Origin of the sequence: Thermomonas sp. (genome assembly GCF_046293095.1) — a bacterium.
Taxonomy (GTDB): domain Bacteria; phylum Pseudomonadota; class Gammaproteobacteria; order Xanthomonadales; family Xanthomonadaceae; genus Thermomonas.
The window spans coordinates 197160-220391 of record NZ_JBKBPN010000003.1; the positions used below are offsets into that span (position 1 = coordinate 197160).

Annotated in this window: 24 protein-coding genes, 1 other RNA gene, 1 pseudogene and 1 riboswitch; of the genes and pseudogenes, 7 read left to right on the forward strand and 19 right to left on the reverse strand. The window is 70.1% G+C overall.

Features of this window, described 5'->3' with window-relative positions; all coding sequences use genetic code 11:
• Window positions 1–8: 8 nt before the first annotated feature.
• The 4 genes and pseudogenes from ftsL to ACK4SG_RS07055 all read right to left on the reverse strand — a co-directional run bounded on the left by ftsL (window position 9) and on the right by ACK4SG_RS07055 (window position 2854).
• Entirely contained in the window at window positions 9–275 is a 267-nt protein-coding gene (gene ftsL / locus ACK4SG_RS07040; RefSeq protein ID WP_409601016.1) for a cell division protein FtsL, read from the reverse strand.
• A gap of 11 nt (window positions 276–286) precedes the next feature.
• Window positions 287–1219 (reverse strand): annotated as a pseudogene (gene rsmH, locus ACK4SG_RS07045) (16S rRNA (cytosine(1402)-N(4))-methyltransferase RsmH); the annotation flags it as partial.
• Window positions 1216–1662 (reverse strand): division/cell wall cluster transcriptional repressor MraZ, encoded by a 447-nt coding sequence (gene mraZ / locus ACK4SG_RS07050; RefSeq protein ID WP_409601017.1) that lies wholly within the window; start codon window positions 1660–1662, stop codon window positions 1216–1218. The pseudogene rsmH and the gene mraZ, both read right to left, overlap by 4 nt.
• 364 nt (window positions 1663–2026) lie before the next feature.
• A complete protein-coding gene (locus tag ACK4SG_RS07055; RefSeq protein WP_409601018.1) occupies window positions 2027–2854 on the reverse strand; it encodes a ChbG/HpnK family deacetylase in 828 nt (275 codons plus the stop codon).
• A 31-nt stretch (window positions 2855–2885) separates the two neighbouring features.
• On the opposite strand from ACK4SG_RS07055, the gene ACK4SG_RS07060 reads away from it, so the two are divergent.
• On the forward strand, window positions 2886–3281 hold the full coding sequence (locus ACK4SG_RS07060) for a GtrA family protein (RefSeq protein WP_409601019.1): 396 nt from the start codon (window positions 2886–2888) through the stop codon (window positions 3279–3281).
• Here the strand turns inward: ACK4SG_RS07060 and ACK4SG_RS07065 are convergent.
• The 4 genes from ACK4SG_RS07065 to rsmI form a co-directional block, all read right to left on the reverse strand.
• Window positions 3229–4797 carry an ArnT family glycosyltransferase gene (locus tag ACK4SG_RS07065; protein WP_409601020.1) on the reverse strand — a complete coding sequence of 523 codons (1569 nt, stop codon included), beginning with the start codon at window positions 4795–4797 and terminating at the stop codon, window positions 3229–3231. The genes ACK4SG_RS07060 and ACK4SG_RS07065 overlap by 53 nt on opposite strands.
• Window positions 4794–5807 (reverse strand): glycosyltransferase family 2 protein, encoded by a 1014-nt coding sequence (locus ACK4SG_RS07070; protein WP_409601021.1) that lies wholly within the window; start codon window positions 5805–5807, stop codon window positions 4794–4796. Before ACK4SG_RS07070 ends, ACK4SG_RS07065 begins: the two co-directional genes overlap by 4 nt.
• A 94-nt stretch (window positions 5808–5901) precedes the next feature.
• Window positions 5902–6265: RNase P RNA component class A (gene rnpB / locus ACK4SG_RS07075), an RNA gene on the reverse strand.
• A gap of 158 nt (window positions 6266–6423) precedes the next feature.
• Window positions 6424–7248, reverse strand: coding sequence for a 16S rRNA (cytidine(1402)-2'-O)-methyltransferase (gene rsmI / locus ACK4SG_RS07080; protein WP_409601022.1), 825 nt, complete (start codon window positions 7246–7248; stop codon window positions 6424–6426).
• Window positions 7249–7319: 71 nt separating this feature from the next.
• Here rsmI and ACK4SG_RS07085 point away from each other — a divergent pair, with 71 nt between their 5' ends.
• Genes ACK4SG_RS07085 through ACK4SG_RS07095 form a run of 3 tightly spaced genes read left to right on the forward strand, consistent with a single transcriptional unit; the run spans window position 7320 to window position 10421 of the window.
• A complete protein-coding gene (locus ACK4SG_RS07085; RefSeq protein WP_409601023.1) occupies window positions 7320–8657 on the forward strand; it encodes a penicillin-binding protein activator in 1338 nt (445 codons plus the stop codon).
• Window positions 8644–9027: a YraN family protein gene (locus tag ACK4SG_RS07090; RefSeq protein ID WP_409601024.1), complete on the forward strand. Its 384-nt coding sequence runs from the start codon at window positions 8644–8646 to the stop codon at window positions 9025–9027. Before ACK4SG_RS07085 ends, ACK4SG_RS07090 begins: the two co-directional genes overlap by 14 nt.
• Window positions 9028–9032: 5 nt before the next feature.
• Window positions 9033–10421, forward strand: coding sequence for an FAD-binding oxidoreductase (locus tag ACK4SG_RS07095; RefSeq protein ID WP_409601025.1), 1389 nt, complete (start codon window positions 9033–9035; stop codon window positions 10419–10421).
• Here the strand turns inward: ACK4SG_RS07095 and thiL are convergent.
• The 10 genes from thiL to ACK4SG_RS07145 all read right to left on the reverse strand — a co-directional run bounded on the left by thiL (window position 10406) and on the right by ACK4SG_RS07145 (window position 18882).
• Complete coding sequence (thiL, locus tag ACK4SG_RS07100) at window positions 10406–11338, reverse strand: thiamine-phosphate kinase (RefSeq protein WP_409601026.1); 933 nt, start codon at window positions 11336–11338, stop codon at window positions 10406–10408. The genes ACK4SG_RS07095 and thiL overlap by 16 nt on opposite strands.
• 142 nt (window positions 11339–11480) lie before the next feature.
• Complete coding sequence (nusB, locus tag ACK4SG_RS07105) at window positions 11481–11936, reverse strand: transcription antitermination factor NusB (protein ID WP_409601027.1); 456 nt, start codon at window positions 11934–11936, stop codon at window positions 11481–11483.
• Complete coding sequence (gene ribH, locus ACK4SG_RS07110) at window positions 11933–12409, reverse strand: 6,7-dimethyl-8-ribityllumazine synthase (RefSeq protein WP_409601028.1); 477 nt, start codon at window positions 12407–12409, stop codon at window positions 11933–11935. The genes nusB and ribH overlap by 4 nt, the downstream gene beginning before the upstream one ends.
• Before the next feature lie 30 nt (window positions 12410–12439).
• Window positions 12440–13546, reverse strand: coding sequence for a 3,4-dihydroxy-2-butanone-4-phosphate synthase (ribB, locus tag ACK4SG_RS07115; protein ID WP_409601029.1), 1107 nt, complete (start codon window positions 13544–13546; stop codon window positions 12440–12442).
• On the reverse strand, window positions 13543–14145 hold the full coding sequence (locus tag ACK4SG_RS07120) for a riboflavin synthase (protein WP_409601030.1): 603 nt from the start codon (window positions 14143–14145) through the stop codon (window positions 13543–13545). The genes ribB and ACK4SG_RS07120 overlap by 4 nt, the downstream gene beginning before the upstream one ends.
• Before the next feature lie 70 nt (window positions 14146–14215).
• A riboswitch (FMN riboswitch) is annotated at window positions 14216–14384 on the reverse strand.
• A 74-nt stretch (window positions 14385–14458) separates the two neighbouring features.
• Window positions 14459–15526: a bifunctional diaminohydroxyphosphoribosylaminopyrimidine deaminase/5-amino-6-(5-phosphoribosylamino)uracil reductase RibD gene (gene ribD / locus ACK4SG_RS07125; RefSeq protein ID WP_409601031.1), complete on the reverse strand. Its 1068-nt coding sequence runs from the start codon at window positions 15524–15526 to the stop codon at window positions 14459–14461.
• Between the two features lie 35 nt (window positions 15527–15561).
• Window positions 15562–16116: a transcriptional regulator NrdR gene (nrdR, locus tag ACK4SG_RS07130; protein WP_409601032.1), complete on the reverse strand. Its 555-nt coding sequence runs from the start codon at window positions 16114–16116 to the stop codon at window positions 15562–15564.
• 9 nt (window positions 16117–16125) lie between these two features.
• Window positions 16126–16671 carry an energy transducer TonB gene (locus ACK4SG_RS07135; RefSeq protein WP_409601033.1) on the reverse strand — a complete coding sequence of 182 codons (546 nt, stop codon included), beginning with the start codon at window positions 16669–16671 and terminating at the stop codon, window positions 16126–16128.
• 27 nt (window positions 16672–16698) lie between these two features.
• Window positions 16699–17967, reverse strand: a complete 1269-nt coding sequence (gene glyA, locus ACK4SG_RS07140) for a serine hydroxymethyltransferase (protein WP_409601034.1) — start codon at window positions 17965–17967, stop codon at window positions 16699–16701.
• Between the two features lie 27 nt (window positions 17968–17994).
• Window positions 17995–18882, reverse strand: a complete 888-nt coding sequence (locus ACK4SG_RS07145) for a LysR substrate-binding domain-containing protein (protein ID WP_409601035.1) — start codon at window positions 18880–18882, stop codon at window positions 17995–17997.
• 94 nt (window positions 18883–18976) lie between these two features.
• On the opposite strand from ACK4SG_RS07145, the gene ACK4SG_RS07150 reads away from it, so the two are divergent.
• Window positions 18977–20002, forward strand: a complete 1026-nt coding sequence (locus ACK4SG_RS07150) for a YeiH family protein (RefSeq protein WP_409601036.1) — start codon at window positions 18977–18979, stop codon at window positions 20000–20002.
• A gap of 63 nt (window positions 20003–20065) precedes the next feature.
• Here the strand turns inward: ACK4SG_RS07150 and ACK4SG_RS07155 are convergent, their stop codons facing one another.
• The gene (locus tag ACK4SG_RS07155; protein WP_409601351.1) at window positions 20066–20422 is read right to left on the reverse strand and encodes an RcnB family protein; all 357 of its coding nucleotides are present in this window, start codon (window positions 20420–20422) and stop codon (window positions 20066–20068) included.
• A 269-nt stretch (window positions 20423–20691) separates the two neighbouring features.
• Between ACK4SG_RS07155 and ettA the strand changes: the two genes are divergently transcribed.
• Window positions 20692–22356 (forward strand): energy-dependent translational throttle protein EttA, encoded by a 1665-nt coding sequence (gene ettA / locus ACK4SG_RS07160; protein WP_409601037.1) that lies wholly within the window; start codon window positions 20692–20694, stop codon window positions 22354–22356.
• Window positions 22357–22410: 54 nt separating this feature from the next.
• Window positions 22411–23226 (forward strand): orotidine-5'-phosphate decarboxylase, encoded by an 816-nt coding sequence (pyrF, locus tag ACK4SG_RS07165; protein ID WP_409601038.1) that lies wholly within the window; start codon window positions 22411–22413, stop codon window positions 23224–23226.
• Window positions 23227–23232 lie beyond the last annotated feature (6 nt).

Genomic DNA, 23232 nt, shown 5'->3' on the forward strand with positions numbered 1-23232 from the left:
GTGCTTCATCATCGGCGCAGCACCACGGTGTCTTCGGTGCGCGGGAACACCATGCCCAGCCGCGTGCGCGCCACCTGGTCGACGCGGTTGCTCTCCGCCCAGGTCGCCTGCTCCAGCTGCAGCCGGCCGAACTCGATATTGAGCGCGTCGCGCGCCTTCTCCAGCCGGCTCAGCTCGACAAAGGCCTGGCGGTGCTCGTGGCGGTCGCGCACGATCAGCAGGGCGCTGGCGACGTTGGCCAGCACCAGCACGGCAAGCAGGACATAACGGTTCATGCCGCCACCTCCAGCTTCTCGGCCACCCGCAACACGGCACTGCGGGCGCGCGGGTTCGCGGCCAGTTCGGCCTCGCCCGCCTTCTGCGCGCCGCCAACCAGTCGCAGCGTGGGCGTGAACGCCACGTCCACCGGCATGCGCCGGTTGGCCGGCGGCGCTTTGGCGTGCTTGGCCATGAACTGCTTCACGGTGCGGTCTTCCAGCGAGTGGAAGCTGATCACCGCCAGCCGGCCGCCCGGCTTCAGGCGCGACAGCGCGGCGTCAAGGCCGGCTTCGAGGTCGGCCAGTTCACGATTGATGTGGATGCGGATTGCCTGGAAGCTGCGGGTGGCCGGATGGGTCTTGCTGTCGCCACGCGGCATCACCGACGCGATGAGGTCGGCCAGCTGCGCGGTGCGGAGGATCGGCTGTTCGGCACGGCGCATCACGATGGCGCGCGCGATGCGGCGGCTCTGGCGCTCTTCGCCGTAGACCCACAGCACGTCGGCAATCTCCTTCTCGGAGGCGCGCGCGAGCCACTCGGCGGCACTCTCGCCGGACTCGGGATCCATGCGCATATCCAGCGGACCGTCCTTGCCGAACGAGAACCCGCGCACCGCCACGTCCAGCTGCGGCGAGGACACGCCGAGGTCGAGCAGCACGCCATCAAGGCCGGCCGCAGTCGCGTCCCAATCGGCCAGGCCCGCAAAGCTGCCGCGGCGGAAGGCAAGGCGCGCGTCGGCAGCGGCCATCTGCATGGCCACCGCGATCGCCTCGGGATCCTTGTCCATCACCAGCAAGCGCCCCTGCGGCCCCAACCGCTGCAACACCCCGCGGGCGTGCCCGCCACGCCCGAACGTCCCGTCCAGGTAGGTTCCATCCCGTTCCACCGCCAGACCGTCCATGACCTCGGCAAACAACACCGGGAGGTGGGCGGACGCGATCCCCGCGCCGCCCCCGCTCACAGCGTGAGATCCAGCAGGTGCTCGCCCAGCTCGGCGTCCCCGAAGGTCAGCCGGACCTGTTCGTGATGCGCCTGCTCGCTCCAGAGTTCGAATTTGTCGCCCACGCCCAGCAGCACGGCTTTCCGGTCGATCCCGGTGGCGGAGCGCTGGCTGGCGGGTAGCGAGATGCGGCCGCTGCTGTCCGGCTCGACGAACGCCGCCGCGCCGACCAGCTTGCGCTGCAGCAGGCGGCTGTCGCTCTTGATGCGCGGCAGCGCGTTGACCTGGTCGCGCACTTTTTCCCAGACCGCGTGCGGGTACAGGTACAGACAGCCGGCATCGAACGGGCTGTAGGTCAGCACCAGGCGATTGCCACACTCGCGCGCGACCAGCTCCCGGTAGGCGGTCGGAATCGCCAGCCGGCCCTTGTCGTCGATCGTGATGGCGGTCTCGCCCTGGAACATGCTGCCTTGTGCCCCGTCTGCTGCGGAGTTCTTGCCCGGAAAACCACAAATTCCCCGGTTTTCCCACGAGACGCCACATTAGCAGGCAATCACACCTTGTCAACAGCCCCGCGCCACAACTTTCTTCCGCCGCGACAAGGACTTGCGTCAAACTTCAACAAGTTACTGAAACTTTATCCACAACCCTCTGTTTAATCTCATTTTTTGAGAATCCATCCCGCGCGCGCCGTTGCACCAGGCCGGCTGCGCCGCGGGGGAATCTGGATGCTGCATTGCAGCATGCAACCCTGCACGCAGCCGACAGGAGGCCGGCCCGGGCGGGGTTTCTCCGGGCCAGACAGGGATCGGAGCACTGCGGCCGCGGTCAGGCCATCAGCGTGGCGCGCATCGGCTGCAACCGGATCTGCGTCTGCGCCAGCCAGCCGTCCAGCTCCGGCGCAGCCAACGCGGCAAACTCGGCCTGGCGGGCCGACGCCAAGGCATCGCGGGCACCATCACCGGGGTGGCACATCAACAGGTCACCGTCGCGTGCGGCCGCCAGCCAGCCGCGCAGCAGGGCGGCATAGCGCGCCGGCTCGGCGTCGAATCCGTACACCCCCAGCAAGGCCTGGTTCTGCGCGAAGCCCTGTCGGCGCGCCGCTGCCGCCAGGCCACGTGCCCCAAGCGCGGCGATCAGGGTGGCCTTGGCCGCCGCACGCGGCCCGGCCACCCGCACCGCCGGCCAGCGCACGGCGGTGCGCCGCAGCCATGGGCGCGCAGCAGGTGGATAGCGCTGCTGCAGTGTCTCCAGCAGGGCGCTGCGGATGACGGGAAGCTGATGCACGTGCTGGTGCCCATCGACAAAGGCCGGCGGCCGCCCCAGCCCATCCTCGAACGCCGCCAGCTGGGCTTGGATCTCCGCCCGCACCCGCGCCACCGCCAGCCGTCCGGCGTAGCATTGGGCGATCAGCCGCCCCAGCGGCTGGCGTGCGCCCGGCGTCAGCGGCACCTCGGTGAAATCCAGATGCAACCCCACTTCCAGCCCGTACGCGCCGACCGTGCGCAGCCAGTCCCGCTCCTGCCGCCAGGCCGGCGCCCCCACCAGCACGCCGGTCGCCTGCAAGCGGCCGGCCTCGGCCAGGGCCCTGATTGCGGCATTGACGCCGGCATCCAGGCCAAAATCATCTGCGCACAGGCAGAGTCTGGTCGTCATCGTCCCTGCTCCCGGAACCTCTGAATTGCCCATGTTGCCCGACATCCCCCGCCCCTTGCGCTTCATCGCGGTCGGCTGCGCCGCCGCCGGTGTCCACTGGCTGACGGTGGTGGCGCTGGTCGAACATCTGGCGTTGCGCCCGCTGATCGCCAATGTGCTGGGCTGGCTGGTGGCATTCGGAGTGTCGTTTGCCGGCCACCACCATCTGACCTTCCGCGGCCATGGCGTGCCGGTGCGTGACTCGATGCGACGGTTTTTCCTGCTGTCGGCACTGGGGTTTTCGATCAACGAGGCCACCTATGCGGTGGCCCTGCATGTCAGCCGGATGGGCTACCAAGTGCTGCTGGGCGGGGTCCTAGTGCTGGTGGCACTTCTCACCTGGGTGCTGAGCCGGCTGTGGGTGTTCCGCACCCCAGCGCCTGCCTGACCGCAGGGGCGCCGGCATCGATCCGCCACAGGGCCGCGTCCGCGTCCGTGACCACCATGCGGGCCTGCCCCAGGAACGGATACGCCCGTGCAGACGCCTTGGGGCCCACCAGCCAGGCCACACCGCCCTGGCACAGGGCCGGGGCCAACTGCACCGGGCGCAGCAGCAATGCCCGCATCCGTACCGGATCAAACACCCCGGCGTCGGCCAGTTCCTTGCGCCAGGTATCACGGCGCCGCACCTCCGCCGCGTCCCAATCCAGCACATGGCGCGGCGGCTGCTGCAGACGGGCGTACAGCGGCAGGTCGAAATACGGCTGCTCAAGCAGATACACCGGCTCGCCAGCCTGGTGCCGATCCCGCAGGGCCTGCCCCAGCGCCTTGACGGACAGCGGGGTGTGCACGGTCAAGACCACGACCGCCAGCCCCCCCAGCCCCGCCGAAATCAGGCCGCTGATCCACCACCGGCGACCATCCGCCCCGCGCCGGGCAACCCCCTCCGCCAGCAGCACCGCCAGCGGCGGCACCGCCGGCAAAACGTAGCCCAGCAGCTTGGACGCCGGCACCGAGAAAAACCCGACCACCACCAACAGCCAGATCCACATCAGCCGGCGCAGATCGGCCGGCAAGCGCGCTCCGGCGGCGCCATCCGTGGTGCGCCGCCGCGGCGCCGCCAGCCAGGGCAGCCACGGCAGCGTCGCCAGCGCCAACACCACCGGGTAGAACCAAACCGGCTGCACGTTGTTGAAGCCGGTTTCGGCAAACCGCTGGAAATGCTGAACCACAAAGAAGTAGTGGAGGAATCCGGGAAACTGCCGCTGCATGGCGATGAACCACGGCGCCGCCACCAGCAGGAACAGCAGCAGCCCGGGCAACGACAACAGCCGCCACCACGTGCGCCAGCGCGCCGACGACCACAGCCAGAGGCTGATCACCAGCCCCGGCAGCAGCACGCCGATCAGGCCCTTGGCCAGCACCCCCAGCGCAGCGGCGACATACGCCGAATACAGCGCAGCGCGGTAGCGCTGGCCATGCTCCATCGCCAACGCCGCCTGCGCGAGCAGCAAAATGGTGACGGTGATGCACCCGGCCACCAGCATGTCCAGATTGGCGAACTGCGCCCCCAGGAAGAACATCGGTTGCAGCAGCAGGACCGCCAGCGCCAGGACGGCCTGCCGCTCGCCCCACCAGCGCCGCAACCACAGATACGTCGCCATTGCCCCGGCCCATGCGCCCAGCAGCGAGGCCAGCCGCGCCGGACCTTCCCATGCCCCGATCGTGCGCAGGGCTGCGGCGGTGATCCAGTAGAACAGCGGCGGCTTGTGGAAATAGGGCAGCCCATCCAGATGCGGCGTCAGCCAGTCGCCGCTGGTCAGCATGCCCCAGGCCACCCCCACGTAACGCCCTTCGTCCGGCAGCATCAACGGACGCAGCCAAGCCAGTGCAGCCAGCCACAGCAGCGCCAGCCCGGCCAGCTGCGCGGCGCTAAGGCGCCCGACCATCGGACCGCGGCTCATTCGCCCAGCCCCCGGCCGTGCTGGCGCTTGACCAGATACACCGGCCGCTGCTTGACCTCTTCGAAGATGCGGCCGACGTATTCGCCCACCACGCCCAGCGAAACCAGCTGCAATCCGGCCGAAAACATCACGCCCACTACTATGGTGGTCCAACCACTGATGTGGTGGCCATGCAGCACATAGTCCACGACCAGATAACCCCCATAGGCAAACGCCAGGGCGGCGATCGCAAAGCCCATCAAGGTCACCAGCCGCAGCGGCCAGGTGGTGAATCCGACCAGCCCGTCCAGAGCGAAGCGCACTAGTCGCCACGGCCGAAAGTGGCTGCGCCCGGCCGCACGCGGTGCCGGCGTGTAAGGCACTGCCGCGGACTCAAAGCCCACCCAGGCATACAGCCCCTTCATGAAGCGGTTGCGCTCCGGCAGGGCCAGCAGCGCATCCACCACGCTGCGATCGAGCAGGCGGAAATCGCCGGCATCGGGCGGGATCTTTACCCGGTCGCCGGTATTGACCAGCCCATAAAAGCCCCAGGCCCCGATCCGCTTGAACAGACCCTCATCGCGACGATCGGCGCGCACCGTGTAGACGTTGTCGGCCCCGCGCCGCCAGTGTTCGAGCATGACCGGGATCAGCTCTGGCGCATGTTGCAGATCGGCATCCAGCATCACCACCACGTCGCCGCGCGCCGCCTGCAGGCCTGCGGTCAGTGCAGCCTCCTTGCCGAAATTTCGCGACAACTCCAATGCCCGGATGCCCGGAGTGCGCGCCCATACCGCCAGCCGTTCGGCGGTGGCATCGCTACTGCCATCATCGACCAGGATGATCTCCCAGGTCGGAGTCAGCGGCTCCAGCACCGCCCGTAAGCGCGGCAGCAGGATGTCCAGATTGTCAGCTTCGTTGCGGCAGGGGATCACGCAGGACAGACAGGGCTGCACCTCGGCCCGCCCATGCCGGCGGGCATCGGACGCGGCGGCATCAGGGGCAGGAGCAAGGGGTGACACTTGGGCCATGGCATCCACTCAAAGCGCCCGGCGCGGCGCGGCGAGGGCAGCATGATCGGGGCGTTGTAAGCCCGCCTCAGCCAAAACTCAGGCAGAAGTTAAGCGGCGGAGCCGGCCGATAAGCCGGGTTCTGTCGACGCTTGCGCGCCGCGGCAGCCATTCCTCTAGGCGCATCGTCACCGATACGCTCGAGCAACCTACCCGGAGACTCGGCGGGCCGCCTCATCGTCTCCCTATTTGGTCTTGCTCCCGGTGGGGTTTGCCGTGCCGGCCTGTTACCAGGCTCGCGGTGCGCTCTTACCGCACCATTTCACCCTTGCCGTCCTGCTTGCGCAGGCTTGGGCGGTATCTTTCTGTTGCACTTTCCGTCGGCTTGCGCCGCCCAGGCGTTACCTGGCACCGTGCCCTGTGGAGCCCGGACTTTCCTCGGCACCCTGAAAGGATGACGCGACTGCCTGGCCGACTCCGCCGCGTGCATTTTACGGCTTTCGCCGTCAAATGACCCCAAAGTTTGCAAGAGCGCAAACTTTGGGCCCCGCTCCTTTGCTCCCGATCCCCTGCCGCTGTCGCGGCGCCCCCCTTACCAAGGGGGGCTATGGCACGTTGATTGTTTTGAAAGATCGACCTATTCGGCGCCGTACAGCGCCTTGCGCGGCGCGCCGGACAGCTCGGCCGCCAGCTTCGCTGCGGTGGATGGCGGCAGGTGCTGCTTGAGAGTCGCGTACAGGCGCCGACCTTCGGCCACCTTCGCATCGGCGTCCTCGCCCGCACCCTGCACCAACAGCACGAACTCGCCCTTGCGCTGGTCGGCATCGGTTTCGACCTTCGCCAGCAGTTCTGCCAGCGTGCCATCGAGCACGGTTTCAAACAGCTTGGTCAGTTCGCGCGCCAGCACCGCGGGGCGGTCGCCGCCAAACGCAGCCACCATGTCCGCCAGGGTCTCGGCGATGCGGTGCGAGGCTTCGTAGAAGATCAGCGTGCGCGGTTCGGCCACCAGCGCCTGCAGGCGCTCCCGGCGGGCCGAGGCCTTGGCCGGCAGGAACCCCTCGAAGGCGAAGCGATCGCTGGGCAGGCCGGCCACGCTCAAGGCCGCCACCAGCGCGCTTGGTCCGGGCACCGGGCTGACCTTCACGCCCGCCGCACGCGCGGCGCGCACCAACCGGAAGCCGGGGTCGGACACCAGCGGCGTGCCGGCGTCGCTGACCAGCGCCAGCGACTCGCCACCCTGCAGGCGCGCCACCACCCGCTGGGCGATGGCGTCCTCGTTGTGCTCGTGCAGGGCGACCAGCGGCGTGGCGATGCCGAAATGCGCCAGCAGCTGACCGCTGCGACGGGTGTCCTCGGCGCAGATGGCCGCAACCTCGCGCAGCGTCTGCTGCGCGCGCGGCGACAGGTCGCCCAGATTGCCGATGGGCGTGGCGACGACGAACAGCGTTCCTGGAGCTTGCATGCCTGCCTTCTGCGTGGGCGCGGGTAGAATCCTAGCCGGTTCCCGAACGAGCGCCCACGCCCGTGGCCCAGATGCGACTGCTCATCCTCATCCTGCTGCTGGCGCTTGCCGGCTGCGCGAACGTGGCGCCAAAGGCGCCGCCCCCGCCGCCCTATGCCGCCGCCACCATGCAGGCGCAGGCTCTGGCGGCCGGCCACGGCGCGCTGGCCGGGCAGGCGCGCCGCGAGAACACCGAGGCGATCGAACGCCTGCTGGCCAGCCTGGACGACGCCACCCTGGCCCGCGACGCTGCCCGCCTGCCGGCCGGTGATCCGCTGTACAACTTCGCCGGGCGGGTGCTGCTGCGTCGCGGCCTGCCGCTGCCGCGCGGCTTCGACCGCGGTGACGCCAGCTTCGGTGCCATCAACCGACCGGCCGCGGAGGCCGATGGCTACCGCCCGCCCCTGAAGGTGGCCGTGCTGCTGCCGCTGTCCGGCGCCCAGGCAGCCGCTGCGGAGGCCGTGCGCGACGGCTACCTGGCCGGTTACTACGGCGAAACCCGTCGCCGCCCGCAGCTGCACTTCTACAACACCGCCACCGGCGCCAAGGCGGCGCTCGCGCGGGCCGCCGCGGACGGCAATGATTTCGCGGTGGGCCCGCTGGGCCGCGACGAAGTGGACGCCGTCTTTGCCGACGAGCCACCGCTGCCGCTGCTGGCGCTCAACCGCGGCGCCGCTACGCCCAGCCCCGGCAGCGCCGCGTTCTCGCTGTCGCCGGAGGACGAGGGCATCAGTCTGGCGCAATACCTGGCCGACGAGCGCGGCAGCAAGCGGGTGCTGCTGATCGCCGGCGGCGAAGACACCCAGCGCCGCACTGCCGACGCCGCGCGCCGCCAGCTGGAAAACCGCGGTGTCACGGTGATCACCGGCATCGCCGCCAACGAGCGGATGGGCGAGGCCTTGCGCCAGCTGCCGCAACCGCCGGACGCCGTGCTGCTGGTGCTGAAGGCCGCGCAGGCGAAAGCGGTCGCGCCGCAACTGGCACTGGCCGGGCTGGGCGCCCTGCCGCGCGTGGCCAGCTCGCAGATCGTGTCCGGCACCGGCAAGCCCGCCGACGACACTGCGCTGGACGGCATCGTGTTCCCGACCGAACCGTGGCTGGTGCAGCGCGTGGACGGTCTCCCCGCGCAGGCCGCGGCCGCCAGCCGGGTCGACACCGCCAAAGGCCCGGCGGCACGCCTATTCGCGTTCGGCTTCGACGCCTGGCGCCTGACCGGCTATCTCGAACATCTGGCCCTGCAACCGAACGCGAGCATCGCCGGTGCCACCGGCCGCCTGCGCCTGGACGGTTTCGGCAACATCCTGCGCCGGCCGGCCTGGTCGCGCTTCACCGGCGGCGTGCCCGTGCCGCTGGCCGATGGCGCGCGCTGAGCCGGACCGGCGCGCACGTGGCGACGCGGTGGAAGCCGCGGCGCGGCGCTTCCTCGAAACGCGCGGCCTGCGCCTGCTGGCACGCAATGCCCACAGCCGCGGCGGCGAAGTGGACCTGGTGATGGACGACGCGGGCACCGTGGTGTTCGTGGAGGTGCGCTACCGCGCGGCGGCCGCGTTCGGCGGTGGCGCGGCTTCGGTCGATGCCGGCAAGCAGCGCCGGCTGGTGCACGCCGCGCAGGCCTTCCTCGGCCGCCACCCGGAGTACGCGGACGCCTCCTGCCGCTTCGACGTGGTGGCCGCGGCGGGCGATCCGGCCGCCCCTGAACTCGACTGGCTGCGCGACGCCTTCCGCGCTGACGACTGCTGACCCGCATGGCCCTGCCCGCCGCCCTCGCCGCCGACCTGTCCACGCTGCTGGGCGACGGCTGGCGCGTGGACGACGCCGCGCGCGACGCACAGGGCGGCGACGATTCCCGTCGCCACGCACGTCCCGACGCGGTCGCGCTGCCGCGCACGCGCGACCAGGTCATCGCCCTTGTCCGCGCCTGCCGTGCGTACGGCGTGCCGCTGGTGGCACGCGGCGCCGGCACCGGCACCACCGGCGCGGCCGTGCCGACCCAGGGCGGCATCGCGGTGTCGTTTGTCCGCATGAACCGCATCCTCGATGTCCGCGCCGCCGACCGCTGCGCGGTGGTGGAACCCGGCGTCCTGAACGGCGCGCTGCAGGCGGCGCTGGCCCCGCACGGCCTGTTCTGGCCACCGGACCCGTCCAGTGCCGACAGCTGCACGGTCGGCGGCAATCTCGCCACCAATGCCGGCGGCCCGCGTGCGGTGAAATACGGCGCCACCCGCGACAACGTGCTGGGGCTGGTCGCCGTCACCGGCACCGGCGACCTGATCCGCGCCGGCGGCGCCTACACCAAGGCCTCCGCCGGCTACGACCTGACCCGGCTACTGGTCGGCAGCGAAGGGACGCTGGCGCTGATCGTGGAAGCCACCTTGAAGCTGGCGCCGCGACCGCAGGCACAGGCCGGCCTGCGCGCCTTCTACCGCGATGCCGCCAGCGCCGCGGCGGCGGTTTCGCGGCTGATGGCGCAGCCGGTGGTCCCGGCGATGCTGGAGTTCATGGACCGCCGCAGCCTGGCGCTGTTGCGGCGCAACGGCAGCGCCGTGCCCGACGCCGGCGCGATGTTGCTGGTCGAGGCTGACGGCAGCGCCGATGCGCTGCCCGACATACTTGCCGCGCTGGGCGCCGCAGCCGAGGGCGAGGGCCTGCTGGACCTGGACGTCGCCACCGATGGCGCCGCGCGCGACCGCCTGTGGGCGGCGCGGCGTGCGCTTTCGCCGGCACTGCGCAGCATCGCCCCCGGCAAGATCAACGAGGACGTGGTGGTGCCGGTTTCGCGCATCCCCGATCTGGTGGCCGGCGTGGAGGCATTGGCCGATGCCAACGCGCTGACCAGCGTGGTGTTCGGCCACGCCGGCAACGGCAACCTGCACGTCAACCTGCTCTACCACCCCGACGATGCCGATGAAACCGCCCGCGCGCACGCCGCGCTGCCACGCGTGTTCGAACTGGCGCTGGCGCTGGGCGGCACCCTGTCCGGCGAGCACGGCATCGGCCTGTCCAAGCGCGACTTCATGTCCCGCGCGTACGACCCGGCCACGCTGGCCGCGATGCACGCCATCAAGCAGGCGCTGGACCCGGACGGCATCCTCAATCCAGGCAAGCTGTTGCCGCCGCTTCAAACGAAATGTTGATACCCGCTGGCGCCCGGGCTAAGACCAGGGCAGTGCACACCGGTGCCCGGCACGATCCGACCGACCGGCGTCAGCGGCATTGACAACTGCGCCGCCAGGGCCTGCACGGCCGGACGCTTCGCCGGTGGCACGGTGAAGCACAGTTCGTAGTCATCGCCACCCGTCGCCTGCAAGGCGCGGCGGACGTCGGCATCGAAAGCGGCACGCAGAGCGTCGCTGGCCGGCAATGCGTCGATATCGATCTCCGCGCCAACCCCGCTGGCGCGGCAGATGTGGGTGAGGTCAGCCAGCAACCCGTCGGAAATGTCGATGCAGGCGCTGGCCAGCCCCCGCAACGCCTGCCCCAGCGCCACCCGCGGGGTGGGCCGGTCGAGCCGGTCACGCAGGGCCGGCGCCATCGGCGCACCGGCCTGCCAGTGCCGTAGCGCGCCCGCGGCATCGCCCAGGGTGCCGCTGACCCAGACCTCGTCGCCAATGCTCGCGCCATCGCGGCGCAGGGCCGCGCCTGCCGGCACGAACCCGTGTGCGGTGATCGACACCGACAGCGGCCCGCGGGTGGTATCGCCACCGACCAGCGCCACGCCGTGCTGCGCTGCAAGGGCAAGAAAGCCATCGCAGAAGCCATCCACGAACGCGATATCGGCCTGCGGCAACGTCAGCGACAACGTGCACCAGGCGGGTTCCGCGCCCATCGCGGCCAGGTCGGACAGATTCACCGCCAGCGCCTTCCAGCCAATGTCGGCCGGCGCCGTTTCCGGGGGGAAATGCACGCCCGCGTTGAGCGTGTCCATGGTCACCGCCAGCAGCTGGCCTGGCGGTGGCGCCAGCAGCGCGCCGTCGTCGCCGATCCCCAGCACCACGTCGCCGCGGGAGGCGGCGCGCTGGCGGATGCGGGCGATCAGGTCGAACTCGGACATGGCGGCTGCTTTCGCCCGTTATTCCCGCAACCGCGGGAATCCAGGGCCTTGTGACTGCGTCGTTGCGAGAAAAACTACCTTGCCGGATGCGCAGACACGACGGCTGCGGAAACGTGCCCGCAATCGCGGGATGACGCCACGCCTACCTCTTCGCTTCCACACCACGCAGCGCCGCAGCCGCCTTGTCCAGCACGCCGTTGACGTAGGTGTGGCCGTGCTCGGAGCCGAAGCGCTTGGTGGAGTCGATGGCCTCGTTGATCACCACCCGGTACGGCACATCGGGCCGGTGGATGAGCTCGTAGGCGGCGATGCGCAGCGCGGCGCGCTCGATCTGGTCGACCTCTTCGATGCCGCGATCCAGATGCGCGGCCAGCGCCGCGTCCAGTTCGGCGACGTGGCGCAGCACGCCGCGCACCAGGTCCTCGAAGTACTCGAGGTCGGCGATTTCGTGGGCCTGTTCGTGGGCGAACTGCGCGATCAGCGCGCGCTCATCGGCGCGGTTGATCTGCCAGGCGTAGATGGCCTGCAGCGCGCGGCGGCGCGACCGCGAGCGGGCCACGGGGTCGATGCCGTCGGGACGGCGGCGGTGTGGATTCATGCGTGCTCCTGCAGCTTGCGGCGCAGATCGGCCATTTCGATGGCGACCAGCGCCGCTTCCTCGCCCTTGTTGCCATGGCTGCCACCGGCGCGGGCCAGGGCATCCTCGAACCGTTCCACCGCCAGCACGCCGTTCATCACCGGCACGCCGGTGTCCAGCGCGACGCGCATCAGGCCCTCGGACGCGCCGTCGGCCACCTGCTCGTAGTGGCGGGTGTCGCCACGCACCACGCAGCCCAGCGCCACGATGGCGGCATGCCGGCCGGCATGGGCGAGGTCGCGCGCGGCCATCGGCAGCTCCCATGCGCCGGGCACGCGCACCACGTCGATGGCATGTTCGGCGACGCCGTTGGCGAGAAACGTCGCGCGCGCCGAGTCCACCAGCGCATCGACGATGCGCGGGTTCCAGCGGCTGGCGAGGATCGCGAAGCGCGCATCCGGGTGGATGCGCAGGTCGCCTTCGTGGTGCGGCATCGGGGCGTGGTCGGGACGGGGCCGTGCAGTTTACCGCGCCGGCAGGGCCACGTAATCGACGACCTCCAGACCGTAGCCGGCCAGGCCGACCTGGCGCCGCGGGGTGCCCAGCACGCGCAGGCGGCGGGCGCCCAGGTCGGCCAGGATCTGCGAGCCGGCGCCGTTGCGCCGCCACTGCGCCAACGCCCCGGCCTTGCTGGCGGGCGGCGCCGGCTGCTGGCGGATACGCGCCAGGGTGGCCTCGGCGTCGGGCGCATCGCCCAGCAGGACCAGCACGCCGCGCCCCTCGGCCGCGATCAGCGCCAGCACGTCGCCGACCAGCGGGCCGAAGTCCTCGCGCCGCCAGTGCAGCGCGTCCGCCAGCGGGTTCTGCGGCTGCACCCGCACCAGCACCGGATCGGCGTCCGTCCATTCGCCGCGGGCCAGGGCGAAGTGCAGGCCACGGGTCAGGCGGTCGCGGTAGGTGTGCAGCACGAACGGGCCGTGGTCGGTCCCGATCGGCCGGCTGTCGATGCGCTCGACGGTGTGCTCGGTTTCCAGCCGGTAGCGGATCAGGTCCTCGATGGAGCCGATCTTCAGCCCGTGCTCGCGGGCGAACACCTCCAGCTCGGGGCGGCGCGCCATCGAGCCGTCGGGGTTGAGGATCTCCACCAGCACGCCGGCCGGCTCGAACCCGGCCAGCCGTGCCAGGTCGCTGGCCGCCTCGGTGTGCCCGGCGCGGTTGAGCACGCCACCCGGTTGCGCCATCAGCGGGAAGATGTGGCCCGGCTGCGACAGGTCGTGCGGCTTGGCGTCCGGCCGCACCGCGGTGCGCACGGTGTGGGCGCGGTCGTAGGCGCTGATGCCGGTGGTGACGCCCTCGGCCGCTTCGATGCTGACCGTGAAGTTGGTGTGGTGCGGCGAGGTGTTGTCGCGCACCATCGGGTTCAGGCCCAGCTGCGCGCAGCGCTCGCGGGTCAGCGACAGGCAGACCAGTCCGCGCGCATGGGTGACCATGAAGTTAATGTCGGACGGTTTGACCAGCTCGGCGGCCATGATCAGGTCGCCTTCGTTCTCGCGGTCTTCATCGTCCACCACCACCACCATGCGCCCGGCGCGCAGCTCGTCCAGCAGTTCCGGGATGCTCGCAAAGCTCATGTCCAGTCCTTCGTTGCCTGGAGCCGCTCGGCGTAGCGCGCCAGCAGGTCCACTTCGATGTTGACCGCATCGCCCGGCTGCAGGGCGTGGAACGCGGTGTGGGCCACCGTGTGCGGAATCAGCGCGACCTCGAAGCCGGTGTCATCGGCCGCGTTCACGGTCAGGCTGACGCCGTCCACGCAGACCGAGCCCTTCTGTGCGATGTAGCGCAGCAGCGCGCGCGGCGTTTCGAACCGCCAGCGCACCGCGCGCGCGTCGTCCCACGCCCGCGCCGCGGTGGCCAGGCCGTCCACGTGGCCGCTGACCAGATGGCCGCCAAGGCGGTCGCTGGGACGCATGGCGCGCTCCAGGTTCACCGGCGCGCCGACCGGCAGCCGGCCCAGCGTGGTCAGTGCCAGCGTCTCGTTCGACGCATCGACCGCAAAACTGCGCGCATCGAACGCGACCACCGTCAGGCAGCAGCCGTTGACCGCGATGCTTTCGCCCAGCTGCACGTCGTCGAACGGCAGCGTACCGATGTCGATGACCAGGCGGGCGTCGCCGCCAAGCGGCTCACGCGACGCCAGTGCGCCAACGCCTTCGATGAGTCCTGTGAACATGTCTTTGGTTTCCCGCAAGCACGGGAAACGCCCGCAAGGCGCGCGCAAACGCACGGCCATCGCCGCGCGGGTGCGTCTTCTTTCATCCGGACTGTGACCGTCGGCCCCGGCATTCGACCGGGTCTGCTGACCTTCCCGCCCAGACGGCCGGGAAGCGCTCGCGGGCTCACGCGGCGCTCCCGAAGGAACTCACCGCGCCTACCGCCGGTGGGGAATTGCGCCCCGCCCTGAAGACGTTTCGTGGTGGATTGTCGCCGGTTGCCCGGCACTGCCAGTGTACCACCCGGCCGGGCCCGGCCCGGGCCGCCGGGGGTCAGGCGGAGGACGGTGCGGGGCGCAGCAGCAGGCGCAGGTCCTCGCCCACCACGGCGCTGTCGACGCGCTGCAGGTGCAGCCGCTGCGCCATGGCGTCGATGTGCAGGCCGTCGAACAGCGGGCGCGCGCCGGGGCCCAGCAGCACTGGCGCCACGTACAGCAGCACTTCGTCCACCAGCCCCGCATCGAGGAAGGCACCGGCCAGCGTCGCACCGGCTTCCAGCTGCACTTCGTTGATGCCGCGGTCCGCCAGCAGGCGCAGCACCGCCTCGAGATCGAAGCGGTTGCCCAGGGTGGGTGCCGCCACGTGGTCGATCGCCACGCCGCGCGGCAGCTTGGCGTCCGGCGCGTGGAGGTACAGCGTGGGGGCATCGCCTTCGCGGATGCGGCCGCGCGCCACCGTGGCCAGCCCGGCGTCCAGCACCACCCGCAGCGGCGGCACGAAGGGGGTGTCGTCCTCCAGGCGCACGGTGAGCTGGGGATCGTCGGCCAGCACCGTGCCGGCGCCGGTCAGCAGGGCGCCGCTGCGCGCGCGCCAGCGCTGCACGTCGCGGCGCGACGCCTCGCCGCTGATCCACTTGGAATCGCCCGACGCCACTGCGGTGCGGCCGTCAAGGCTCATCGCCAGCTTGACCCGCAGCCACGGCCGGCCGCGCTCGACCCGCGACAGGAACCCGCGGTTCAGTTCGCGCGCCTGCGCTTCCATCAATCCGTGGGATACCGCGATACCGGCCGCACGCAGGCGCTCGAAGCCGGCACCGTCCACCTGCGGGAACGGGTCGCGCATCGCCGCCACGACGCGCGCCACGCCGGCCGCCACCAGCGCGTCGGCGCAGGGCCCGGTGCTGCCGTGGTGGGCGCAGGGCTCGAGGGTGACGTAAGCGGTGGCGCCACGGGCCCGGTCGCCGGCCGCCTGCAGCGCGTGGACCTCGGCGTGCGGCCCGCCCTTGCGCTGGTGCCAGCCTTCGCCGACCACCTCGCCGTCGCGGGCCAGCACGCAGCCCACCATCGGGTTTGGCCGCGTGGTGTAGGCGCCACGCTCGGCCAGGCGCAGGGCGCGGGCCATCAGGGCATGGTCGGCGGCGGAAAACCCGGCCGCCGTCACTTGTCGCGGTCCTTGCCCGCCTTCGCCGCGCTGCGCGCGGGTGCCGCGGCCCCCTGCTTGCCGTCGCCGTCCAGCAGCGGCAGCTGGCCCTCGCCGGGCAGCTCACGCTCCAGCCGATCCAATTCCTCGCGGAAGTCCGCCACGTCCTCGAAGCTGCGATACACCGAGGCAAACCGCACATAGCCCACGTGGTCGAGCTTGCGCAGCTCGGTCATCACGAATTCGCCCACCCGGCGCGCCGCGATCTCGCGCTCGGCGGCCATGCGCAACTGGTGCACCACCGCGCGCACCGCCGCCTCGATCTGCTCCTCCGACACCGGCCGCTTCTGCAGCGCGCGATCGAAGCTGGTGCGCAGCTTGCGGGCGTCGAACGCCTCGCGCCGGCCGTCGGACTTGACGATCGCCGGCAGCTTCAGCTCGATGGTCTCCAGCGTGGAGAAGCGCTCCCCGCAGGCTTCGCAGCCGCGGCGCCGGCGGATGGTGGCGCCATCCTCGGACACGCGCGAATCGATCACACGGGTGTCGCCGTGCTGGCAGAACGGGCAGTGCATCGGCTCGGATTACTCCTGGCTGCTGCCGGTGCTGGCGGCCTTCTCGCCCTCGCCCGTGCTCTCGCCCCGCCGCGGCTGGCGGAACGAGATCGGCACTGCCAGCACCGTGGTCACCGGCGTGCCATCGACGGTGGCCGGCGCGAAGGTGGCATTGGCCAGCACCCGCTTGGCCGCGATTGCAAAGGCGCCATCGCTCATGCAGACCGCCTCCGAGGCCAGCGGCTTGCCATCGGCACCGACCAGGACCGCTACCACCACGGTGGCCCATTTGCCTTCCAGCCCGCGCGGCGGGATCACCTTGCCGTGGCTGAGCACCTTGGGTGGCGCATGCGCGCTGCTGGCGGCGGGCACCTCCGGCCATGCCGCCCCAAACACTTCGCCCATGGTCTTGCCGGCAAAGGGCTGGATGTCGCCATCACGGCAGATGACCGGCAGATTCCGCGCGCCCGGTGCGCTGTAGTCGGTATTGCTGCTCCAGCGTGGCGCCTGCGCGCTGGCGGCAGCCGCCAGCCCCAAGGCGCCAAGCGACAGGGCCAAACCAAGGATTTTCCGCATCACATGCTCCCGCATCGTCTGGATTCCTCAACCGTACACCGGGAAGCGCCGGCACTGCTGCTCCACGTTGGCGCGCACCCCGGCAATCACGTTCTCGTCGTTCGGGTTGTCCAGCACGTCGCAGATCCACTCGGCCAGCGCCACGCAGTCGGGCTCTTTGTAGCCGCGGGTGGTGACCGCCGGCGTGCCGATGCGCAGGCCGGAGGTCACGAAGGGCTTGCGCGGGTCGTTCGGCACCGAGTTCTTGTTGACGGTGATGTGCGCCTTGCCCAGCGCTTCCTCGGCCTGCTTGCCGGACACGTCCTTGTCGATCAGGTCGACCAGCATCAGGTGGTTCCGGGTGCCGCCGGAGACGATCCTGTAGCCACGCGCGATGATGACGTTCGCCATCGCCTGCGCGTTCTTCACCACCTGCTGCTGGTAGTCCTTGAACGCCGGCTCCAGCGCTTCCTTGAAGGCCACCGCCTTGGCGGCGATCACGTGCATCAGCGGACCGCCCTGGATGCCGGGGAAAACGATGGACTGCAGTTTCTTCTCCAGCTCCTCCGCCTGTTCGCCCAAGCCGGCCTTGCTTGCCACGATGATCCCGCCGCGCGGGCCGCGCAGGGTCTTGTGGGTGGTGGAGGTCACCACGTGCGCATGCGGCAGCGGGCTGGGATACACGCCGGCGGCGACCAGGCCGGCCACGTGCGCCATGTCCACGAACAGGTAGGCGCCCACCTTGTCGGCGATGGCGCGGAAGCGCGCCCAATCGACCACCTGCGAATACGCGGAGAAGCCCGCCACCACCATCTTCGGCTTGTGCTCCAGGGCGAGGCGCTCGACCTCGTCGTAATCGATCAGACCTGCGTCGTTGACGCCGTACTGCACCGCGTTGAACAGCTTGCCGGAAGCGTTGACCTTGGCGCCGTGGGTCAGGTGGCCGCCGTGCGCCAGCGACATGCCGAGGATGGTGTCGCCCGGCTGCAGCAGCGCGAAATACACGGCCTGGTTCGCCTGTGAGCCGGAATGCGGCTGCACGTTCGCATAGTCGGCGCCGAACAGCTGCTTGCAGCGATCGATGGCCAGCTGCTCGGCGATATCGACGTATTCGCAACCGCCGTAGTAACGCTTGCCCGGATAGCCCTCGGCGTACTTGTTGGTCATCTGGCTGCCCTGCGCTTCCATGACCCGCGGGCTGGCGTAGTTCTCGGAGGCGATCAGCTCGACGTGGTCCTCCTGGCGCTTGTCCTCGGCGGCGATGGCCCGGGCCAGGTCGGGGTCGAAGGCGGCAAGCGTGTCGGCGCGGGAAAACATGCGGATGGCTCCGGGAGGGCGTGGGGATCAGCCGATTGTAGCCCGCAGGAACGCTTCAAGCAGCGCGCCGCGGTAGCGCCCACGCGGCAACAGCAGCGACAGCCGGCGACGCAGGAAGGGTTGCAGGAACGGCGTGCGCAGGGCGCACAGGCGGCCTGCGGCCAGTGCGTCCTGTACCGCCACCTCGGGCAGCAGGGCGATGCCAAGCCCGGCCACCACGGCCTGCTTGATCGCCTCGGTCTGATCCAGCTCCAGGTGCATGCGCGGCGGCGGCAGCTGCGCCAGCACCTGCTCGGTCATCCCGCGGGTGGCCGAGCCGGCCTCGCGGATCACCCAACCCACGCCGGCGAAATCGGCGGGCGCCAGCCGCCGCCGCGCGGCCAGCGGATGTCCAACCGGCGTGCATACCACCAGTGTGTCGTCACGCCAGTGCACCGCGTCCAGTTCGGCGTGCAGCACCGGCCCCTCCACGCAGGCCACGTCCAGCGCATGCGCCAGCAGCGCCTGCGCGATCCCGTCGGTATTGCCCACCCGCAGGCGGATCGACACCTGCGGCGCCATCCTCACGAAGGGTTGCAGCAGCTCGCCCACCCGGTAATTGCCGACCGTGTTGCTGGTGCCGATACGCAGCTCGCCGGACAGCACGCCGTCGGCATCGCTGGCGGCACGCACCAGCGCGGCCTGGCGTTCCAGCAGGTCCCTTGCCAGCGGCAGCAGGGCGCGTCCACGCGGATTCAGGTGCAGGCGCCCGCGCACACGGTCGAACACAGGGGCGCCCAGCAGCCGTTCCAGCTCGGCCAGGGCCATGCTGGCTGCAGGCTGGGTCAGATGCAGTTGACTGGCGGCCTGGCGCAGGCTCCCGCTGGCGGCAGCCTGCACGAAGATTTCCAGTTGCCGCGGCGGGATGTGCTTCATCAGATAATCTTATCGAAGCAATCAGATATTCAAAGTTTCAATGATGGATTCCGGGGCGCAGACTGCCCCGCTCGTCTCCCCGCAACAGGCCGCCATGTCCGTCGCCACTGCCGCGCCCCCGTCGCCCGATCGCCCCGCGCGCCTGTTGCCCGGGCTGCTGCTGAGCCTGCTGCTGGCCGCGTTGGCGTTCAGCCTTGGCCGCGCCCTGCCACTCATTGGCGGCCCAGTGCTGGGCATCGTGCTGGGATTGCTGGTGCGCAACGTGCTGGCGCTGCCGGCCAGCACGGCGCCCGGGATCCGCTTCAGCAGCAAATACCTGTTGCAGGCGGCGGTGATCCTGCTGGGGTTCGGGTTGGACCTGCACGTGGTGGTGCGCACGGGATTGTCCTCGCTCGCGGTGACCCTGGTGACGCTGGTCGTGGCCTTCCTGACCGCGTGGGGGCTGGCACGCCTGCTGAAGGTGCACCACGTGCTGGGCACACTGATCGGCGTGGGCACCGCGATCTGCGGCGGCTCGGCGATCGCGGCCGTGGTTCCCATCCTGCGCCCGGACGAACACGACACGGCGCTGGCGATGTCCACCATCTTCCTGTTCAACCTGCTGGCGGTGCTGCTGTTCCCGCCGCTGGGCCACCTGCTGGGACTGAGCGACGCGGGCTTCGGGCTGTGGGCGGGTACCGCGATCAACGACACCTCTTCGGTGGTGGCCGCCGGCTACCACTACAGCCAGGCCGCCGGCGACATCGCCACTGTCGTCAAGCTGGCGCGCGCCACCCTCATCATCCCGATCTGCCTGGTGCTGGCCGGCTGGCAGGCGTGGCGCGCACACGGCCGCGGCGAAGGCCGTCCCACCCTGCGCGGCATCGTGCCGTGGTTCATTGTCGGCTTCCTCGCCGCCTCGGCGCTGCGCAGCGCGGGACTGGTGCCGGCGGGGCTGCTGGCGCCACTGCATTGGGCGGCCGGGTTCCTGATCGTGGTGGCGCTGACCGCGGTGGGCCTGTCCGCCGACCTGCGGCGGATGGCTGCCACCGGCGCCCGCCCGCTGCTGCTGGGGCTGGGCACCTGGTTCGCGGTGGCCACCAGCAGCCTGGCGGTGCAACTGCTGATGCAGCAGACCTGAAGGCCGGCGGAAACGACGAAGGCGCCCGCAGGCGCCTTCGCGTAGGTGTCGGCGTGGCGCCGCTCAGTGGTTCAGGACGATGTCGGCGATGATGCCGGTGGCCAGCGCAACCAGCAGGAAATCACCGGTGTCGCTGCGCCGCCAGTAGTACCCGCGCGGCGGAGCGTGCAGACCGTAGGGACGCCAGTCATTCACCACGTAGGTCGGTGCATAGCCGGCACCGTAGTAACGCACCCCGCGCTCCCAGTGCGGGCGCGGCACCGGGCGGTACACCACCCGCCGCGGCGGCAGATAGACATGGACGATGCGGCGCGGCGCATAGCGGTCGCGGTACCCGTCGTGGTCGCGATCATGGCGGCGATGCTCGCGACCGTAGCCGCCATCGTGGTGGCCACGGTCGTGGTCGTGGGCGCCGGCCATCCCCGGTGCGGCGGCCAGGCCCAGCAGCAGGAGGGAGGCGGCGATCGTCGGCAGGGGCTTCAAGTGCGTACTCCGCGTTGTGGACGTGGGCCCACTATCCCGCGGCGGATCTGAACCGGAAGTGGCTCGCGCCGGCCCCGGGGCGCCATGGCCATCCCCCGTTCAACGGCCAGCAAGGCGGCGGGGCCGCTATAATTCCGCCATTCCCCTTCCTGCCACCGTCCGTGCCTGCCTGCGCGGACGCGGCCGTGCTCACGGAGCGTTCCCGCATGTCCTCGCAATACATCTACACCATGAACCGCGTGTCCAAGGTGGTGCCGCCCAAGCGGCAGATCATCAAGGACATCTCGCTCTCCTTCTTCCCCGGCGCCAAGATCGGCCTGTTGGGCCTGAACGGTGCCGGCAAGTCCACCGTGCTCAAGATCATGGCCGGCGTGGACACCGATTTCGAAGGCGAGGCGCGGCCGCAGCCCGGCATCAAGGTTGGCTATCTGGCGCAGGAGCCGGAGCTGAACCCCGAACACACCGTCCGCCAGGCCGTCGAGGAAGGCGTGGGCGAGGTGCTGCAGGCGCAGGCACGGCTGGATGAGGTGTATGCGGCCTACGCCGAGGAAGGCGCCGATTTCGACGCGCTGGCCAAGGAACAGGAACGGCTGGAGGCAATCCTCGCCGCCGGCGACGCGCACACGCTGGAGAACCAGCTGGAAGTGGCCGCCGACGCGCTGCGACTGCCGCCGTGGGACGCCATCGTCGGCAAGCTGTCCGGCGGCGAGAAGCGCCGCGTGGCGCTGTGCCGCCTGCTGCTGCAGAAGCCCGACATGCTGCTGCTGGACGAGCCCACCAACCACCTCGACGCCGAATCGGTGGAATGGCTGGAGCAGTTCCTGCACCGCTACACCGGCACCGTGGTGGCGGTCACCCACGACCGCTACTTCCTCGACAACGCCGCCGAGTGGATCCTGGAACTCGACCGCGGCCGCGGTATCCCGTGGAAAGGCAACTACACCGACTGGCTGATGCAGAAGGAAGAGCGCCTGAAGCAGGAAGAGAACCAGGAGAAGGCGCGCCAGAAGGCCATCCAGAAGGAGCTGGAATGGGCACGCCAGAACGCCAAGGGCGGCCGCAGCAAGGGCAAGGCACGCCTGGCGCGCCTGGACGAGCTGCAGTCGGTCGAATACCAGAAGCGCAACGAGACCAACGAGATCTTCATCCCACCGGGCGAGCGCCTGGGCAACTCGGTGATCGAGTTCAAGAACGTCTCCAAGAAGTTCGGCGACCGCCTGCTGATCGACAACCTGTCGATGATCGTGCCGCCCGGCGCCATCGTCGGCATCATCGGCCCCAACGGTGCCGGCAAGTCCACCCTGTTCAAGATGATCACCGGGCAGGAAAAGCCGGATTCCGGTGAAATCGTGATCGGCCCCACCGTGAATCTGGCCTACGTAGACCAGAGTCGCGGCGCGCTCAACCCCAACAACACCGTGTTCCAGGAAGTCTCCGGAGGGCTGGACATCCTCAACATCAACGGCGTGGAGATCCAGTCGCGCGCCTACATCGGCCGCTTCAACTTCAAGGGCCAGGACCAGCAGAAGCTGGTTGGCAGTCTGTCCGGTGGTGAACGCGGCCGCCTGCACATGGCCAAGACCCTGCTGCAGGGCGGCAACGTGCTGCTGCTCGACGAGCCGTCCAACGACCTCGATATCGAGACGTTGCGCGCGCTGGAAGACGCGCTGCTGGAGTTCCCCGGCAACACCTTCGTGATCAGCCACGACCGCTGGTTCCTGGATCGCATCGCCACGCATATCCTCGCTTTCGAGGGCGATTCGCACGTGGAGTTCTTCCAGGGCAACTACCGCGAGTACGAGGAAGACAAGAAGCGCCGCATGGGCGATGACGCGGGCCCGAAGCGGCTGCGGTTCAAGGCGTTGAAGTGACAGTCTGGACGCCCACGGCAACGTGGGCGTCCTTGCATGCAGCAGGAGGACACCATGGGCTTCATCGACAAACTCCGCGCCCGCTGGCGCGATGCCGACACCCTGCTCTGCGTCGGCCTCGATCCCGATCCGGCGAAATTTCCGGATCGCTTCGTGGACGATGACGATGCGCTGTTCAATTTCTGCCGCGACATCGCCGACGCCACCGCCCAATTCGCCTGCGCGTTCAAGCCGCAGATCGCCTACTTCGCTGCCCACAATGGCGGCGAAGCGCAGCTGCAGCGGCTGATCGCCCACCTGAATGCCGAGTACCCCGAGATCCCGGTGATCCTGGACGCCAAGCGCGGCGACATCGGCAGCACCGCCCAGCAATACGCCTGCGAAGCGTTCGAGCGCTACGGCGCCGACGCGGTGACGCTGAACCCCTACATGGGGCGCGATTCCGCCGACCCGTTCCTGCAGTACAACGACCGCGGCTGCATCTTCCTCTGCCACACCTCCAACCCGGGCGCCCGCGATTTCCAGGAGCTGCAGGTAGGCGGCGCGCCGCTGTACCAGCACATCGCGCGCACCATCGCCGGCGCGTGGAACGCCGACGGCAACTGCGCGCTGGTGGTGGGCGCCACCTTCCCGGAGGAGCTTGCCGTGATCCGCGGCATCGTCGGCGACATGCCGCTGCTGATCCCCGGGGTGGGCGCGCAGGGCGGCGATGTGGAAGCCGTGGTGCGCAACGGCCGCACCGCCGACGGCACCGGCCTGATGATCAACTCCTCGCGCGGCATCCTGTACGCCGTTCGCGGGGAAGGTTATGCCGAGGCTGCCGCCGATGCAGCCAAGGCACTGCGCGACGAGATCAACCGCTACCGTTGACGGCGG